At 63.1% G+C, this 17,567-nt stretch carries 7 protein-coding genes; 3 read left to right on the forward strand and 4 right to left on the reverse strand.

All coding sequences use genetic code 11. The features are described from left to right. Window positions 1-62 precede the first annotated feature (62 nt). The 3 genes from KF757_12865 to KF757_12875 all read left to right on the forward strand — a co-directional run bounded on the left by KF757_12865 (window position 63) and on the right by KF757_12875 (window position 2,588). Window positions 63-1,160, forward strand: a complete 1,098-nt coding sequence (locus KF757_12865) for a DUF2961 domain-containing protein (GenBank protein ID MBX3323869.1) — start codon at window positions 63-65, stop codon at window positions 1,158-1,160. A 118-nt stretch (window positions 1,161-1,278) separates the two neighbouring features. Further along, the gene (locus KF757_12870; GenBank protein MBX3323870.1) at window positions 1,279-1,506 is read left to right on the forward strand and encodes a hypothetical protein; all 228 of its coding nucleotides are present in this window, start codon (window positions 1,279-1,281) and stop codon (window positions 1,504-1,506) included. A 557-nt stretch (window positions 1,507-2,063) separates the two neighbouring features. Continuing rightward, window positions 2,064-2,588: a hypothetical protein gene (locus tag KF757_12875; protein MBX3323871.1), complete on the forward strand. Its 525-nt coding sequence runs from the start codon at window positions 2,064-2,066 to the stop codon at window positions 2,586-2,588. Between the two features lie 238 nt (window positions 2,589-2,826). Here the strand turns inward: KF757_12875 and KF757_12880 are convergent, their stop codons facing one another. From KF757_12880 to KF757_12895, 4 genes are all read right to left on the reverse strand, one after another. Further along, window positions 2,827-3,399, reverse strand: coding sequence for a transposase (locus tag KF757_12880; protein MBX3323872.1), 573 nt, complete (start codon window positions 3,397-3,399; stop codon window positions 2,827-2,829). Window positions 3,400-4,531: 1,132 nt separating this feature from the next. Then, window positions 4,532-5,419 carry a 4'-phosphopantetheinyl transferase superfamily protein gene (locus tag KF757_12885; protein ID MBX3323873.1) on the reverse strand — a complete coding sequence of 296 codons (888 nt, stop codon included), beginning with the start codon at window positions 5,417-5,419 and terminating at the stop codon, window positions 4,532-4,534. A 30-nt stretch (window positions 5,420-5,449) separates the two neighbouring features. After that, window positions 5,450-9,403 carry an amino acid adenylation domain-containing protein gene (locus KF757_12890; GenBank protein ID MBX3323874.1) on the reverse strand — a complete coding sequence of 1,318 codons (3,954 nt, stop codon included), beginning with the start codon at window positions 9,401-9,403 and terminating at the stop codon, window positions 5,450-5,452. Continuing rightward, entirely contained in the window at window positions 9,396-17,507 is an 8,112-nt protein-coding gene (locus KF757_12895; protein MBX3323875.1) for an amino acid adenylation domain-containing protein, read from the reverse strand. The genes KF757_12890 and KF757_12895 overlap by 8 nt, the downstream gene beginning before the upstream one ends. Window positions 17,508-17,567: the final 60 nt, after the last annotated feature.

Raw genomic sequence — 17,567 nt, forward strand, 5'->3', positions numbered from 1 at the left:
GATCGCGCGCGGGCGGTTGTCGCGGCTACAGTCCGGTCCATTCATGAGAAAGGACCGACTGGATGTTCAACCCGCTTGCTGATATCACTCGCATTACTGCTGGCCGCACCCGCTCGATCTGTGCTGAGAACCCCAAGGGCAAGAAGGGGGGCGGCGCGCAGGCCAAGGTCGGCGATGATCAACATTGCACCGAGGCGGCGAGCGAGCTGGGCAAGGGCTGGAAGGTGCGGCCTTGCCTGAAGAACTTCGCGCCCGGGCAGACGCTGACGCTGGCCGACATCGAGGGGCCGGGGGTGATCCAGCACATCTGGTGTACGGTGCTGCAGGGCGTACATCGGCATATTGCGCTGGAAGTGTTTTATGATGATGCGAAGGAGCCGAGCATTCGCTGTCCGCTGGGCGATTTCTTCGCCAACGGGGTCAATGGCAAGGCGCTGGTGAACTCGGCGACGGTGGTGGTGGCGCCGATGGGCGGGCAGAACTCGTATTGGCCGATGCCGTTTCGCAAGCGGATACGGATCACGGTGCGCAACGACGGGCCGGAGATGATTCCGGACTTCTTTTATCAGATTACGTATGCCGAGCAGGAGGTCGGGGCCGATGCGGGGCTGCTGCACGTGGCGTGGAACCGGAGCCTGACGACGCGCCAGAATCCTGAACACGTGATTCTCGAAGGCATCAAGGGCAAGGGGCACTACGTCGGGACGTACCTGGTGTGGAATCAGTTGAGTTCGTGCTGGTGGGGCGAGGGGGAAGTGAAGTTCTTCATCGACGGCGACAAGCACGACGCGCCGACGATCTGCGGGACGGGGACGGAGGACTATTTTGGCGGGGCGTGGGGGTTTGTGATGGATCATGATGATCCGGCGCTGCCGCCACAGGTGTATTCGACGCCGTACCTTGGCTATTGCCAGTTCGAGGAGGGGTACAAGAAGAAGTGGGGCCCGCGCGTGCCGGCGCATGGTTTGTATCGGTGGCATCTGCCCGACCCGGTGCGGTTTGCCAGGGATCTGCGCGTGACGGTGCAGGCGCTGGGGTGGTACGAGACGAAGAAGTATCAGCCACTGACCGACGACATCGCCTCGACGGCGTTCTGGTATCAGGCCAAGGCGATCGGGGCGCCGAAGTTGCCGGCGCTGAATGAGCGGCTGCCGCGGTGAGTTGGGAGAGCGCGGGGGCGTGCGTGGGGGCTTGCGTGCCGGGCGGTTGTGTGCCGGGCGTGTTGGGCGAGACGCACAGTGATCTGAAGAGCCGTCCTGCGGCGGAGATGGCGCGGGTGTGGGTCTGGCGATCGCGCGGGGTGTCGGTGGGCGCGGTCTGAAGAAGATCGACCAGTGCGCTGACGGCGAGCGATGCAAGTTCGGCGGCCTGGACGCGGGCGCGGGCGATGGCGGCGCGCTCGACGAGGGCGAGCTTGTCCTGGATGTGGGGGAGTTCGAGCCAGCGGGCGATGATGGTGACGGAGATGTTGAACTCGGCGGCGATCTCGGGGAGCGGGAGGCTTGAACGCAGAAGCGTGCTGAAGAGTTCGGACTCGCAGACGTGAGGCGGGAGGGGTGAAGTCGAGATCGGGTGATCGGGCGCGGCTCGTGAGGCGCAGGGTGTGTCGTGTGGTGCGATCATGAAGTGCATGATGCACACCTGCGGGGGAAATGCAAGAGGGAAGCGTGGAAGGGACGGAATGTTGCGCGCGCGGGTGGGAGATGCGGAGGGAATTGTGGGCAGCGGGGAGGTGGGATGGGGGTTGTTGGCAGGGGTGTTACAAGAGACCAAGACACACCGACCGCTCAGAGCCGCGGATCGGTGGCACGGGGATCGACGGTTTTGGTCGGTGTCACCTGCCTATCCTGCCCGCAACAAGAAGCCAAAGGGCACACCGACCGCTCAGAGCCGCGGTCGGTGGCACGGGGGATCGACGGTTTTGGTCGGTGCCACCCGCCATCACCATTATTGAGCACGTCAATCTCCCATAAATCATGCCATACACACTATTTACATCTCCAGTCGGCTTTAACTGTATCGAGATGACTCGAACGCAGGCAAAGCAATTTTTTGAGCATTTCATGAATCAAATGCCGGAGCGTATCCAAATGTTGAGCCTTGAAGTTCGTGAGACATCCGGTTTTGAGGCATGGATTCCGGATGGGAGTGAACAATCTGTTCTTGGACTTGGGTTATGGCTCAAAGATCAAGCCAAAGCTCGGGAACTCACTGAGGAAGACCGTCAACAAATTGGTATTATCGACGACAATCCGCTAAACGAGTGGATTGCAAGAACTCACATCGAAATGTCTGCAAAAACTTACTCGTACAGCATAGATTCTGGCATGTACTTCGGGGAAATTATTCGAACCCGTCATCCGGCTACCGCGTGGCGGATCGGGTCAAAACCTAAGCGCGGAGTGAATTATAATCGTCCAGTCGTTGCGACGGAGGATGATTATTTTATTATTGATCCAGTTGGGTGGATAGCCAATAGTCTTCATGGCTATTTATTGTATCGTCATGGAGTACCCGGATACGCGTCTGCCAGGAATTTTGACTTGTTGCGTGACCTGCATGAAAGAGAGCGTCATATTCAGCGATAGGGATCGGAATTGATCAGTTTTACGAGCAATGATACGTATTGTCATTGCCCTTCTGATCTTGGTCTTTGTTTGTACAACGTTTCCTGATCTCTCTATCTCCCATGACGGCATGAACTGGCTAGTGTGGGTGTGCGTGGACGGCAGGTGGCACCGACCGTCGACTTGGATTGACTTCTTCGTGCCACCGACCGCGGCTTTAAGCGGTCGGTGTGTTTTCGAGTGAGTCAGTTCGATCGGTTCATACATATCCCTCCCACATGGCCCAGGCGCGGGGGTCGCCTGGCGGCCAATCGCATGGGACATCTGCTGGATCCTGCTCGTGGCTTCGCTGGCGTGCGAACCACCATCGCGCACTTGACCAGCGCCAATCGAGCGGCGCTGCGACCAGACCTCGTGCGACCGGGTTGTGGTGTGTGTAGCGAATGGCTTTATTAAGTTCGGTCTGCTCGCGAACATTGCGGTCGAAGCCGCCGCCCTTCTGCCAGAATCGGGTCGCTCCATCGGCCCGGACGATCTCTGACGCGAGCGGATCGCCTGAGTGTCGAAGGAAACGAAGAACACGTTGCTGGATCGAGAGTTTAAGGGATTTGAGAACAGGAGCAAGCGGGGATCCGTCAGGTGGAATGAGGAGAAGGTGGGTGTGTTCGGGCATGGCGACCCAGGCCAGCAACTTGAAGCTCAGTCGGTCTCTGGCTTCGCGGAGCGAACGTGCGAAGAGATCGCGAGCGTCGGGGGAGCCGAGCAGCGGGAGCCGACGTTCGCAGGAGAATGTTATAAATCGGACGCCGCCCGGAACCTCGCGGCGGGTCATGTGTTTTCGTATGGGATGTGGACTACCGCTCGCATCCGAGGTTGTAGGCTTGGAGGAGGATGTGGCTTCAGGTCGGGGGTCGCTGTTCATCGCTGCAGCATACCGCATCCGTCGGAGGGGAAATGGATGTGCATTGCGGATGGAACGGGTTGAAGGTGGGGAAGGCACACCGACCGCTCAAAGCCGCGGTCGGTGGCACGGGGGATCGACGGTTTTGGTCGGTGCACCCGCCGGGGAGGGGATTGTTGGCAGGGGTGTTACAAGAGACCAAGACACACCGACCGCTCAGAGCCGCGGTCGGTGGCACGGTGAGCGTGGATGGCGAGGGGTGGTTGGTGCCACAACGCTGTTGGCGCGGGAATCTGGAGTTGTGGGAGAGGGATGAGGCTTTGTGAACTTTCGTTTCCTCTGCCCCTTCGGGGCAGGGTTGGAGAGATGCGGGTCTGTTCCACGGGTTGCGCTGCGCCCGGCTGGGGCCGGGCTGCGCTTCACCCGTGGCTACAAGCCTTCGCCCCTTCGGGGCGAGGACGTGCGGGAGCGTAATGGGTACGACTGCGCGAGCTGATCGGCTGCGAGTCGTGGCGCGCGAGGTGGGAGTTGGGGCACGCGAGGTGGGAGTTGTGGCACGCGAGGTGGGAGTTGTGGCACGCGAGGTGGGAGTTGTGGCACGCGAGGTGGGAGTTGTGGCATGTGAGGTGGGAGTTGTGGCATGTGAGGGACGGGTGTTGTCGCACCGAAGTCGCAGAGCCGACTTCGGTGGCACGCCGACATCGTGGCACGGGTCATGAGACGGTTCGAAAGGGCGAAGACACACCGACCGCTCAGAGCCGCGGTCGGTGGCACGGGGGATCGACGGTTTTGGTTGGTGTCACCAGCCGGAGAGAGTGGTCGGAGAACCCAGGGATTGGGATCCCTGGGCTTGGGGGTCGGGTGGGTTTGGTGTTGGGCATCATGGATGTTCATGATGGGCCTTGGGCGGCGTATTGCAAGGGGTTTTGGAGGTTGGGTCGGGAACTTGCGAGCGTGGGGGGATGGGGGGAGATTTTGGGGAGGTCGGGTTGAAGTCGGGGAAGGCACACCGACCGCTCAGAGCCGCGGTCGGTGGCACGGGGATCGACGGTTTTGGTTGGTGTCACCAGCCGGAGAGAGTGGTCGGAGAACCCAGGGATTGGGATCCCTGGGCTTGGGGGAGTGTGGTTGGAGAACCCAGGGATTGGGATCCCTGGGCTTGGGGGTCGGTGGCATGGGGAGGGTGGATGGCGAGTGCGGCGGTGTGGGCAGGGTCGGCGGGATCGAGTGCGAGGTTGGTCAGGTGGATGGGTGCGGGGCTCTTGAGCGCGTTGGGGCTGGGGAGCGCGACGGTATTGCGGCTGGGCAGTGCGACGGCACCTGGGCTTGGGGGAATGACGGTATTGGGGCTGGGGAGCATGATGGTATCGGGGCGGGTGTCGATGGTTTGGGGGTTGGTGGCGAAGCCGGTGCCGAGGGCTTTGAGGAGGGCTTCTTTGCGGGTCCAGAGTTGGAAGAAGTGCTGCGGTTGTGCGGTGGGCGGGAGTGCGGCGTGGGCTGCGAGTTCGTCCGGGTGCATGAAGATGCGGGCGGCGTCGAGGGTTGCGTGGGCGGGGTCGATGTGGGCCAGGTCGATGCCGAGGCGGCGGTGCGGGGCGAGCGCGAGGGCGGCGATGTTGCCAGCGGACGCGGTCGAGAGGTGGATGTGTGTGAGGTGATGGGGGGCGGTGATGGTGGGGCAGCCTAGGGCGTCGTGGGTGATGCGGATGTCGGCGGGGGCGAGGTTGAAGGTGCGGGCGATGAATTGGGTGCGCCACCAGCGGCGGCAGATGAAGCGGGCGCGGTGAAGACCAGAGCGCAGCGATGCGGCGCGGGTTTGCTCGGCTGGGTCGAGGGTTGCGGCGAGGGCGTCGAGGGGTTCGCTTATGGTGTCGAGCGCGATCATGGCGGTCAGGACGCCATCGAAGGGCTCGGGCAGCGCGAGGGGCGAGGTGGAGAGTGCGAAGGTCACGGGGGGATTGTTGGCGCGCGGGGGTTGGCTTCAGGTTGAGGAGGAGGTGTGAATGGGGGCGGGGGTGAGGATGCGGTCGAGTTCGCGTGCCAGGACGCCGGCGGAGCGCGGGCTAAAGAAGTTGAGATGGTCGCAGGGGAGTGGATGGACGTTGAGCTCGCCGCGGGCGAAGTTTTCCCAGCCGAGGGCGTGGAGGTCTTTGTATTCGTCTTCCTGATGCTGGGCGCGGAGGAGGGAGATGGGTCCGGCCCAGGGGCGGGGGCGGTATTTGAAGTAGGCGGAGAGGTTGGCGAAGCGCACTGGCCAGGGGCGGAGGCGGCGCGGGATGGGGAGGTTGAAGCGTGCGCAGAGTTTGTAGGCGTTGCGTTCGACGGGGCCGATCCAGAGCGTTCGGAGGAAGTGGCGCGGGCCGGAGCGGAGTTGATAGATGAAGCGTTTGCGGAGGGTGCGCTGGAGCGAGCGACCGGCGGCCTGTCGGAGGACTCGGGTGTCGATCATGATGATGCGTTCGACGGGCTGATCGAGTTGTGTGAGGCGGTGGGCGATTTCGAGTGCGATGGCGCCGCCGAGGGAGTAGCCGCCGAGGATGTAGGGGCCTTGCGGTTGGATGGTGCGGATGGCGTCGAGGTAATGATCGGCCATGTCTTCGATGGTGGTCAGCGGGGTTGCGTCGCCGTGGACACCGCGTGCCATGATGCCGTAGAGGGGCTGATCGGGGGAGAGGCCGGGGAGAAGGCGTTCGAGGAAGAGGACGTTGCCGTCCATGCCGTGGATGCAGAAGAAGGGGATGCGTGAGCCGGTGGTGCGGAAGGGGGCGATGACGGAGGTGTCGTGTGGGGATTGATTGCCTTCGATGAGGTCGCGCAGGGCGGCGGGGGTGGAGGCGCGGAGGAGGGCGGCGAGGGGGATGGTCTTTTTGAACTCGGCTTCGATGCGTGCGACGAGTTTGACGGCGAGGAGGGAGTGGCCGCCGAGGTCGAAGAAGGATTGAGCAGGGCCGACGGCGGGGAGGGCGAGGAGGGATTGGAAGATTTCGCAGATGCGGCGTGTGGTGGGATCGGTGATGGGCTCGGTGGTGATGATGTTGGTGGGGTCGGGGAGGGCGGTGCGGTTGAGTTTGCCGTTGGGGGTGCGCGGGAGGTGATCGAGGGGGATGAGTGCGGCGGGGAGCATGTAGTCGGGGAGGCGGCCTTTGAGGAAGCGGCGGATTTCGGGCGTGTGGTCGGTGGGCTCGGTGCTGCCGTTGGCTGGGACGAAGTAGGCGTGGAGTGCGGTGCCGGTGTGGGTGTTGCGCGCGATGACGGCGGCTTCGAGGACGGCGGGGTGCATGCTGATGGTGTGTTCGACTTCGCCGAGTTCGACGCGGAAGCCTCGGATTTTGGTCTGGTTGTCGGCGCGGCCGAGGTATTCGAGGTTGCCTTGGTCGTTCCAGCGTGCGAGGTCGCCGGTGTTGAAGAGGGTTGATGCGTTGAGTTCGGGGATGGGGATGGGGTTGGGGTTGGGGAGGAAGCGTTCGGCGGTGAGGTCGGGGCGGTTGTGGTAGCCATCGGCGAGGCATGGTCCGGCGACGTGGATGATGCCGGGGACGTTGGGGGGGGTTGGGTGGAGGCGATGATCGAGGAGGGCGATTTTGACGTTGGAGATGGGGCGGCCGATGGGAATGACACCGGCGTCGATGTCGGCGGAGGTGACGACGTGTGCGGTGGCGTCGGCGGCGATTTCGGATGAGCCGTAGAGGTTGATGAGTTCGACGTGCGGGAGTGCGGCGAGGAAGCGCTGGGCGCGGTTCCAGGAGAGTGCTTCGCCGCTGGAGACGCAGATGCGGAGGTGCGGGAGGTGTTTGTGGAGGTCTGGGTGTGTGTCGAGGATGGCTTCGAGGAGTGCGGGGACGACGGTGATGCGTGAGATTTTGTTTTTGCGGAGTGCGGCGACGAGTGCGCGTGGGTCTTTGACGGTTTGGTGTGGGAGGATGTTGATGGGGACGCCGGCGAGGAGTGGACCGAAGGCTTCCCAGACGTGATCGACGAAGTTGATGGTGGTCTGCCAGGAGGTGGTTTCGTTTGGTTGGAAGGGTCGCCAGTTCCACATCCATCGGAAGCGGTTGATGGCGCCGGCGTGTGTGCCGCGGACGCCTTTGGGGAGGCCCGTGGAGCCGGAGGTGTAGGTGATGTAGGCGACGGTTGCGTCGGGCGATGGGAGGGGGGCGTTGGAGGGTTTGATGGTGGCGATGTTGATGACGGTTGCGAGGCTGGGAGGGAGAACGGCGGCGGTGTCGGCGGTTGCGAGGACGAATGGGGGTGCGGCGTCGCGGAGGATGTGTTCGAGGCGTGCTGCGGGGTAGGTGGGATCGAGTGGGACGTAGCAGCAGTTGGCGCGGAGGACGCCGAGGAGGGCGGTGGGGAGCTGGAGCGATGGTTCGATGCAGACTGCGATGGGGGTGTTGGGCGAGACGCCGAGGGAGATGAGGTGGGCGGCGACTGCGGCGCTCTGGCGGTCGAGGGCGGCGTAGGTGAGCGAGGAGGAGTTGTATCGGTATGCGGTGGCGTTTGGGGTTTTGCGGGCTTGCTCGGCGAAGAGGCTTTGGATGGTGGCGGGAGGGTTTGAGGCGATGGTTTGATTGGGGAGCGTGATGAGGCGAAGGCGATCGGCGTCGTCGGTGATTTCGATTGCGTCGATGGAGAGGGCCGGATCGGCGGCGAGGCGGCGCATGGTGCGCAGGGTGTCATCGAGGAGTTGGCGGACGAGTGCGGGATCGACGGCTGCGGTGTCGAATCGGGCTTCGATGTCGAATGTTTTCCATGGGGTGACCATGAGGGTGAGGGGGACGTCGGTCCAGCCGAAGGATTTTGGGGATTCGATGGAGATTGGTGATGCGCGGCCGGAGCGTGCGTCGTCGAGGGGGTAGTTGCCGAAGACGACGATGGAGTTGAAGAGTGGGGTGCGTGGTGGGAAGTGTGCGCAGCGGTGGATGTCGGAGAGGGGGGTTTGTTCGAAGCGGGTGGAGTCGGAGATTTGTTTCTGGATTGAGGAGAGGAAGTCGGCGATGGTTGTGTTGCGGGGGATCTGGGCGCGGACGGGTGCGGCGTTCATGAGGAGGCCGACGATGCGTTCGATGTCTGGGGTGTCGAGTGAGCGGCCTGAGAAGGTGGTGCCGAAGATGATGTCGTCGTTGCGTGTGTAGCGGCTGAGGACGAGGGTCCATGCGGCGAGCATGAGTGTGCTGAGGGTGAAGCGATTTTCGCGTGCGAACTGCCTGATGTGTGTGTAGTCGGAGTCGGGGAGAGTTGCGGGGATGACGGTGGGTTGTCTGGAGCGTCCGGGGATGTCGTGGTCGGGGCGAGAGGCGGGGAGTGGAGTGGGGGTATCGAGGCCGGCGAGGAGAGCGGTCCAGTAGCGCTCGGCATCGGAAGCGGGGAAGCGGGCCAGAGCGGCGAGGGCGCTTTGGAATGAAGCGGGGGGAGGGAGATCGGGAGCGTGGTTCTGGGTGAGTGCGTGGTAGGTTGCGTGGACGTCGGCGAGGATGATGGAGACGGACCATGCGTCGATGAGGATGTGGTGGAATGACCAGATGACGCGGTGGAGGTTGTGTTCGAGACGCGCGAGGGCGAAGCGCATGAGTGGGGGGCGGGTGAGTTTGAAGAGTGTGGCGCGATCGCGCGCGAGATAGTCGTCGAGTGGTGGCGCGTCGGGGGTGGACCAGTCGAGGTTGGTCCAGGGGAGGTTGACGTGCTTGCGGATGATCTGGAGGGGGCGGTCGTCTTTTTGCCAGATGAATTGTGCGCGGAGGGCGGGGCAGCGGGCGATGACGGATTCCCATGCGCGCTGATATGCGGCGGGATCGATGGGGCCACGGATGAGGAAGGTGAATTGCTCGAAGTATGCGATGGAGTCCGGGGCGTGAGCGATTTCGAGCAGCGTGAACTGCTGCATTGGAGTCAGAGGGAGGATGTCCTGAACGTTTTCAAGTGCTGGGCGGTCACTCATCCGTGAACTCGCTTGCGTCGAAGAGTGCGGACAGACGTGCGAGGCCTTCATCGTCGAGGCCTGCGAGGGGGAAGGCGCTGGCTGCTGCGGGAGCGGTGTTTGATGCTGCTGCGGCGTCGCGGATGATGTGGGCGATTGCGGTAGAGAAGTTTGCAGCGAGCGACTGGATCGTGGATTCGTTGTGGAGCGCGGAGCTTGCGATCCAGTCGATGCGGAGTACGTCATCGACGATCATGGCGTCGACTTCGATGATGGCTGGGCGTGTGTTTGAAGGGTGGCGTGTTGGGCCACAGGAAGTGCGTGCGATGCGGAGGCTCCAGCCCTGGGAGAGGGATTGATCGAATTGTCCAAGGTAGTTGAATGAGAGTGCGGCGGGCGCGGCCTGGCGGATAGCGCTCCCGAGATCGGTGGTATCCCATGAGCGTGCGAGGCCGAAACCGATGCCGCGTGCAGGGATCTGTCGGAGGTGTTCGCGTGCAGCGTTGATTGCGGAGGCGGGGTTGGTCATTGTGTGAAGTGGGAGGGCGACGGGGAAGAGGGTGGTGAACCAGCCGACGGTGCGTGAGACGTCGAGATCGTCGGAGATTGCTTCGCGGCCATGGCCCATCATGTCGATGCGAAGGGTGTCGCGGCTGACCCATTGGCGGAGGGTGATGCCGAGTGCTGCGAGGAGAATGTCGTTGATCTGTGCGTGATATGAGGCTGGGACATCGTGGAGGAGTGCGCGCGTTGCGGCGGGGTCGATGATGGTGGTGTGGACGATGGCGGATGCTTCGGTGTTGTCGGCTGCGGGGTGATCGAGGGGGATCTGCGGTGAGGCGGCGAGTTCGCGCATCCACCATTCGCGCTGTTGCGGCGAAGCGGAGATTGAGGGTGTGTGTTGCTCGAGCGCGTGTGCCCAGTCGCGGAGGGAGTGGGTCTTTTGTGGGAGGGAGGGGGACTGGCCCTGCGAGATGTGTTCGCAGGCGAGCATGAGGTCTTCGATGATGAGGCGCCAGGAGAAGCCATCGAGGACGAGGTGATGTGCTGCCATGAGGAGGCGTGCGGAGCCGCCGTTGCGTTCGCGGAAGAGGACTGCGCCGAAGAGGGGGCCTTGTGCGAGATTGAAACCTGTCTGGAGGGTGGTGCCGTGGCGTTCGACGGAGGCATCGGCGGCGGGGGTGGAGAATTGATCGACGAGCGCGGTGTGGAATGCGAGATTGGTTGCGTCGGGGGTGTCGAAGTGCTGGGTCCAGGTCTGATCGTTTCGTTGGTAACGGAGGCGCAGGGCATCGTGATGATTGACGACGGCGAGCAGTGCGCGTCGGAAGGTGAGGTCGTCGATGCGTGAGGGGACTTCGAGCATTATGGCTGCGTTCCAGTGCGATGGCTGGGCGAGGTTCTGATCGAGGAGCCACTGCTGGATTGGAATGAGCGGGGAGTGTCCGGTGACGGGGCCCTGATGTGCGGTGAGTGCTGCGGCTTGTCGAGCGTGCGGGGCGAGGAGTGCGATTGTTGGATGATCGAAGAGTTGGTTTGGGGTGATGAGGATGCCGTGGCGGCGTGCGCGTGCGCAGATCTGAATGCTGAGGATGGAGTCGCCACCGATTTCGAAGAAGTTGTCGTTGAGTGCGACGGAGTCGAGGCGGAGGACTTGAGCCCAGACGGCGGCGAGGGTTGACTCGAGATCGGTCGCGTGCTCGGCGGCAGAGCGATCGGCGGCGGATGCGGCGGCGCGCGAGGGGGCAGGGAGTGCGCGGCGGTCGAGTTTGCCGTTGGAGGTGACGGGGAGCGAGTCGAGGGTGACGAAGGCTGCGGGGACCATGTATTCGGGGAGTGTGCGCGCGAGTGCGGCGCGGAGGGTTGCGTGATCGGCGCTACCGACGATGTATGCGACGATGCGTGGGCTGGCGGGGATGTCTTCGCGTGCGATGACGACGGCGTGCTGGACGTTGGGCTGGTGAGCGATTGCGTGTTGGATTTCGCCGAGTTCGATGCGGAAGCCTCGGATCTTGACCTGATCGTCGAGTCGGCCGAGGTATTCGATGGATCCATCGTTGAGGAAGCGTGCGAGGTCGCCGGTTTTGTAGAGTTTTTCGGCAGGGCGGAATGGGTGCTGGATGAAGCGTTCGGCGGTGAGTTCTGGTCGGTTGACGTATCCGATGCCGACCTGGATGCCTCCGATGTAGAGCTCGCCGGGAGTGCCGATGGGGGCGAGTTCGAGGCGTGGATCGAGGACGAGCAAGTGGGTGTTTGCGATGGGGAAGCCGATGGGGATGATGTTTCGTGGGTCGCGTGGGGCGCATTCCCATGCGGTGACATCGACTGCGGCCTCGGTTGGGCCATAGAGGTTTGCGAGGCGTACAGCGGGGAGGATGGTGAAGAATCGCTGAACGAGATCGAATGGGAGGGCTTCGCCGGAGCAGACGACGCGGCGGAGGGAGGTGATGCGTGGGAGGGTTGGTTCTTCGAGGAATGCGCGGAGCATGGAGGGGACGAAGTGCATGACGGAGACGTTGTGGTGCTGGATGATGTGTGCGAGGTATGCGGTGTCGCGGTGACCTTCTGGTTTTGCGACGACGATTGCGGCGCCGGTGATGAGTGGCCAGAAGAACTCCCAGACGGAGACGTCGAAACTGAAGGGAGTTTTCTGAAGGACGCGATCGCTGGGGGTGAGTTGGTATTCGTCCTGCATCCAGAGGAGGCGGTTGATGATGGCGCGGTGGGCGTTGAGTGCGGCTTTGGGGCGGCCGGTGGAGCCTGAGGTGAAGATGGCGTATGCGGGGTCGTCGGGAGTTGCGGTGGAGGCGGGGGGGGTTGAGGGGGAAGTTGCGAGCGACGGATCGTCGAGGAAGAGAGTTGGTCCTTGCCAGTTGAGGGTGGCGAGTTGGGCGGAGGAGGATGGAAGCGTGGGGTCGGATGCGGAGGTGATGAAGGCGGCGAGGGCGGCGTCGTCGATCATGTTGGCGAGGCGCTCGGGGGGATAGGTTGGATCGAGGGGGACGTATGCGGCGCCTGCGCGCATGACGCCGAGGAGGGCGGCGACGAGCTCGGTGCTGCGCTGGAGGCAGACTCCGACGAGGGAGTGTGGTTTGACGCCGAGGGCGAGAAGTCGGTGTGCGATGCGGTTTGCGTTGGCGTCGAGTTGTGCGTAGGTGGTGGTCTGGTCGCTGAAGATGACGGCTGGTGCGTGAGGGGTTGCGGCTGCCTGTTGTGCGATGAGTTGATCGAGGGTGAGGTTTTGTGGATAGGGTCGTGCGGGGCCTGCGAAGTCATCGAGGAGTTGTCGTTTTTCGCTTTTTGGGAGCATGGCTGCGGGGGAGGCGGGCTGGTGAGGGTCGGCGGCGATGGCGCGGAGTGCGGCGAGGTAGTATCGGCCGATCTGCTTGACCTGATCGCGGGTCATGTGTTTGTTGTTGTAGTTGAGGACGACATCAAGGCGTTTGTCGTATGCGTCGACGCGGAAGTTTGCGACGAGGACGTAGTGGAATGGGTCGGTGAAATCGACGCGGAGGAACTCGATATCGTCGCGTCCGGCGAGGCGGTCGTAGACGTGGAAATGTGTGTAGTTGAAACCGGTTTCGAAGAGGTTGTCCTGACCTGCGCGGCCGAGATCGCGGAGGAGTTGTGCGCCGATGTATCGGCGGTGTGGGAGTGCGGCGAGTTCGGCGTGGTGTGCTGATTGTGCGAGTTCGAACCAAGTCTGGTCGGCGACGTGGAGGCGGTAGGGCATGGTGTTGAGGTGGTTGCCGAGGGAGGAGTCGCCGCCCGGGTCTTCGATGCGGCCGTTCATGACGAGGCCTGTGACGACGTCGTCCTGATGAGCGAGCATGCCGAGGACGCGCGTGTGCGCGGCGAGGTAGAAGGACTTGAGCGGGATTGCGAGTTCGCGTGCGCGTTCGATGACGCGCTGGTTGACGTCGGCGGGGATGGGGACGATGAGGTCGAGATTGCGTGCGACGGGGACATCGGCTCCGACGCCGGGGATGCGCGGGACTTGTGTGAAGGGGGCGTCGTCCATGAGTCCGGCCCAGAAAGTCTGGGCGTCGTGGGAGTTGAGGGTGGTGCGTTCGAGGGCGACGAAATCGCGGTATGTGATGGGGTTTGGTGTGAGATCGAGATCGGGGGCGCCGGCGAGCATGTTGACGTAGCGGGAGAAGATTTCGGTCATCATGTTCGACGTGCTCCAGCCGTCGAGGATTGCGTCGTGGAAGGTGATGCCGAACTGGAAGGTGTCGGGGGAGCGTTTGTGGACGGTGTATTTGAGGAGCGGGGGGCGAGACCAATCGAATTCGTATTCGGCTTCGTCGTCGATCCATCGGGCGAGGAGGGCTTGCTGCGATTCGGAGGGGAGGTGGGAGATATCGTGGTATTCGATTGGGGCTGAGGCGGCAGCGTGTACGAGTTGCATTGGTTCGGCGAAGGTGCCGAGGTCGAAACTGGTGCGGAGGATGGGATTGCGTGCGACGACCTGATCGACGGCGCGCTGGAGGAGCGTGAGGTCGAGTCGTGCGCGGACATGGAGGCTCATGGCGACTTGATAGAGGTATGAGCCGATGGCGCGTTCGCTGTGAAAGACCATGCCGCTCTGGAGTGCGCTGAGGGGGTAGGCGTCGATGATGTCGGGGGGGAGTTTTGCGCGGTCGTTTGCGGAGATGAGTTGGAATGGCTGGGTGCGCGTGGTGGCGGTGGATTGAGCAGTTGCAGCGGTTGAGGCGAGGGCGCGGACGGTGGGCGCGCGGAAGAGGTCGTGGACTGCGATATGGATGTCTGCGTCGGAGGCTTTTGCGACGATGCGGAGGGCGAGGATTGAGTCGCCGCCGATTTCGAAGAAGTTGTCGTCGATGGAGACACGCGGGAGGTTGAGGACCTGGGCCCAGATTTGTGCGAGTTGTGCTTCGGTGTCGGAGGTTGGGGCGACAAAGGGGCGATCGGAAGCGAAGGCGGAGCCGCGGGGCGGGGCGGGGAGTGCGCGGCGATCGAGTTTGCCATTTGCGGTGACGGGGAGAGCATCGAGGGTGACGAAGGCAGCGGGGACCATGTATTCGGGGAGGAGTTTTGCGAGTGCATCGCGGAGTGCGCTGTGGGTGGCGCTGCCGACGATGTATGCGACGAGGCGTTTGGTGCCTGGGACATCTTCGCGTGCGAGAACGACGGCTTCCTGAACGTCGGGTTGGGCGGAGAGGACGAATTCGATTTCGCCAAGTTCGATGCGGAAGCCTCGGATCTTGACCTGGTCGTCGAGTCGGCCGAGGTATTCGATGGAGGCATCGGGGAGGAAGCGTCCGAGGTCTCCGGTTTTGTACATTTTCTCGCCGGGGCGGAATGGGTTCTGGATGAAGCGATCGGCGGTGAGTTCTGGTCGGTTGACGTAACCCATGCCGACCTGTATGCCTCCGATGAAGAGTTCGCCGGGGACGCCGGTTGGTGTTGGGGTCAGGTGATCGTCGAGTGCGTACATGAAGGTATTTGGGACGGCGCTGCCGATTGGGACGATGCCGCGTGGGTCGTTGGGGTGGCATTCCCATGCGGTGACATCGACGGCGGCCTCGGTTGGGCCATAGAGGTTGGCGAGGTGAGCGTTTGGGAGGCGCGAGAAGAATCGTTCGACGAGATCGAAGGGGAGTGCTTCGCCGGAGCAGACGACGCGGCGAATGGTGGTGCAACTGGTGACGTTGCGCTCTTCGATGAAGACGCGGAGCATTGAGGGGACGAAGTGGAGGACAGTGACGGCGTGGTGTGCGATGAGGTCTACGAGGTAGGCGCTGTCGCGGTGGCCTTCGGGCTTGGCGACGACGATGGTGGCGCCGGTGATGAGTGGCCAGAAGAACTCCCAGACGGAGACGTCGAAGGAGTATGGTGTTTTCTGGAGGACGCGGTCGGTGGGGGTGAGTTGATAGTGCTCCTGCATCCACATGAGGCGGTTGATGATTGCGACATGTGCGTTGGCGGCGCCTTTTGGTTTGCCGGTGGAGCCGGAGGTGAAGATGACGTATGCGGGGTCGTGCTCAGTTGCGGGGCATGTGGGCGTGTGGGCGGGGTTAGCAGCGAGGGAGGGATCATCGACGAAGAGGGTTTGGCCTTGCCAGTCGAGGGATTTGTAGAGGGGTGTGGTTGAGTGAGATGAGGGTGAGTTTTGTGACGTGACGAGGACGGCGAGGTGTGCGTCTTCGATCATGTTTTTGAGGCGTTCGATGGGGTATGAGGGGTCGAGGGGGACGTAGGCGCCGCCGCTCTTGATGACGGCGACGAGGGTTGCGACGAGTTCGGTGCTGCGTTCGAGGCAGACGCCGACGAGTGAGCCGGGCTTGACGCCCTGTGCGATGAGACGGTGTGCGATGCGGTTGGAGAGCGCGTCGAGTTGTGCGTAGGTGGTGATGGTGTCGTTGAAGATGACAGCGGGCGCATCGGGGTGCTGGGCGACCATGCGGGCGATGAGATCGGCCAGGGTGATGCCGCGTTCGTAGTTGCGTGTGGGTCCTGCGAAGGTTTCGAGGACACGGCGGCGTTCTGCGGGAGTCAGAATGGAGAGGCGTGAGCCGAGTTCGTGAGGAGCAGCGGAGGCCTGGGCGAGGAGTTGCTGAAATTGTGCGGCGATGTCGATGGCCTGATCGGTTGGGACGGCATCGGTGCGGAAGCGGAGGGAGCAGCCGGTGTCGGAGGGGAGGAGTGTGATGGCGGCGCGGCTGGAGGCGTGAGGGGTGAGTTCGATTGCGGCGTGCCAGAGATGGGTTGAGCGCAGTTCGGCGATATCGCGGAGGCGTGTGCTGCGTGCGAGCAGATCGCGGGCGTAGGTTGGGTGCTTTGCCAGGGTTTCGAGTTCGGCGGTGATGGCGTGTTGTATGGACTGGAAAGAGGTTTCGAGGTTGAGATCGACGCGCATCGGCGGATGAGTCTCGAAGAGTTGACCGGCGGGCGCGAGTGGGTTGGGTTGCGCGGGTGTGTGGAGCGGGAGGTCGAAACGCGTGTTGCGTGAGACGCGCGCGAGATAGATGGCGAAGGCGGCGATCTGCTGGGCGGCGGTGGAGCCGAGGGGGGTTGCGATGTCGAGTGTGCTTGTTTCGGCTGAGGGGTCGGGGTGGAGTGACTGGAGGCTGGAGATGAAGGGCGTCTGGATGGGCTGGACGTTGGCGAGGCGGTTGATCCACCAGTTTTCGGTGCGGTGTGCGGCGGAGTCGAGCGCGATGATGCGCTGAAGTTCGGCGGGGTCAAGAGGTGGGAGTTGGCGTGCGCATGCGAAGCGGGGCTCGGCGAGGTTTGCGGGTGAGCCATCAATTTCGCGCAGGCCGAGGAGGCGGATGTCGGATGAGCCTCCGGTGCTGACGCGGAGGGATGCGTCGGCGACGGAGATGATGGTTCCGGGTGCGGAGTTTGGTCCGGTGTCGGTTGGAGCGGCATTGGTGGCGAAGAGGAAGCGTGATCCGGTCCAGATGCGTGCGGTGCCGAGGCGGTTGTCGTATGGGCCGAAGTCGAGGGCGCGTACGAGGCGGAGGAGATCGGTTGCGGAGGCAGTCCAATCGAGGATGCCTGCGTGGGGCGGGCGATGGTGTCGGCCGAACCATGTGCGCTGCGATTCGGACTGTGGCGCGCGTGAGTGAGTCTGCGATTCGAGTTGTGTGAGGAGCGTGCGAAATGAGCGGAGGGCGGCTTCGTATGCTTTTGCGTTGAGGGTGAAGGCGGAGTCGGCGGCGGAGATGGGGAATGGTTCGGACGCGAGAATGTCGCCGAAGTCGACGCGGTCGGTCATGACGTGCCATGAGACGGCGTGCTCGGTTTCGCCGGCGAGAATTGCCCATGATGTGGCGTGAATGCCGGCGTAACGCGGGAGTGGTCCGTCGTGATAGTTGATGGCGAGGTGAGTTGGCCAGGTCAGGGCGGTTGATGGAAGGACGTCGTTGTTGACGATGCTCCAGAGGAGGTCGGGGGCTTGGGGGGTGAGGGAGATCAGGCCTGCGAAATCGGAGGCGAAGGGGATTGAGGCTGCGTGTGCCCATGTTGCGACGCGTGGATCGGGCGATGCGACAGCGACGACGGAGTGTCCGCGGCGGAGGAGTTCGTCGGCGCACTGGATGAGGACACTGCCGGTGCCGATCAATGCACAGCGGAATCGAATCTGAGGATTCACAGAGCGCTCCTGCAAAGGGAATCGTGCACGCCGAGGGTGCACGGCATGATGAGATTGGAT

It is taken from the genome of Phycisphaeraceae bacterium (genome assembly GCA_019636795.1).
Lineage (GTDB): Bacteria > Planctomycetota > Phycisphaerae > Phycisphaerales > UBA1924 > JAHBWW01.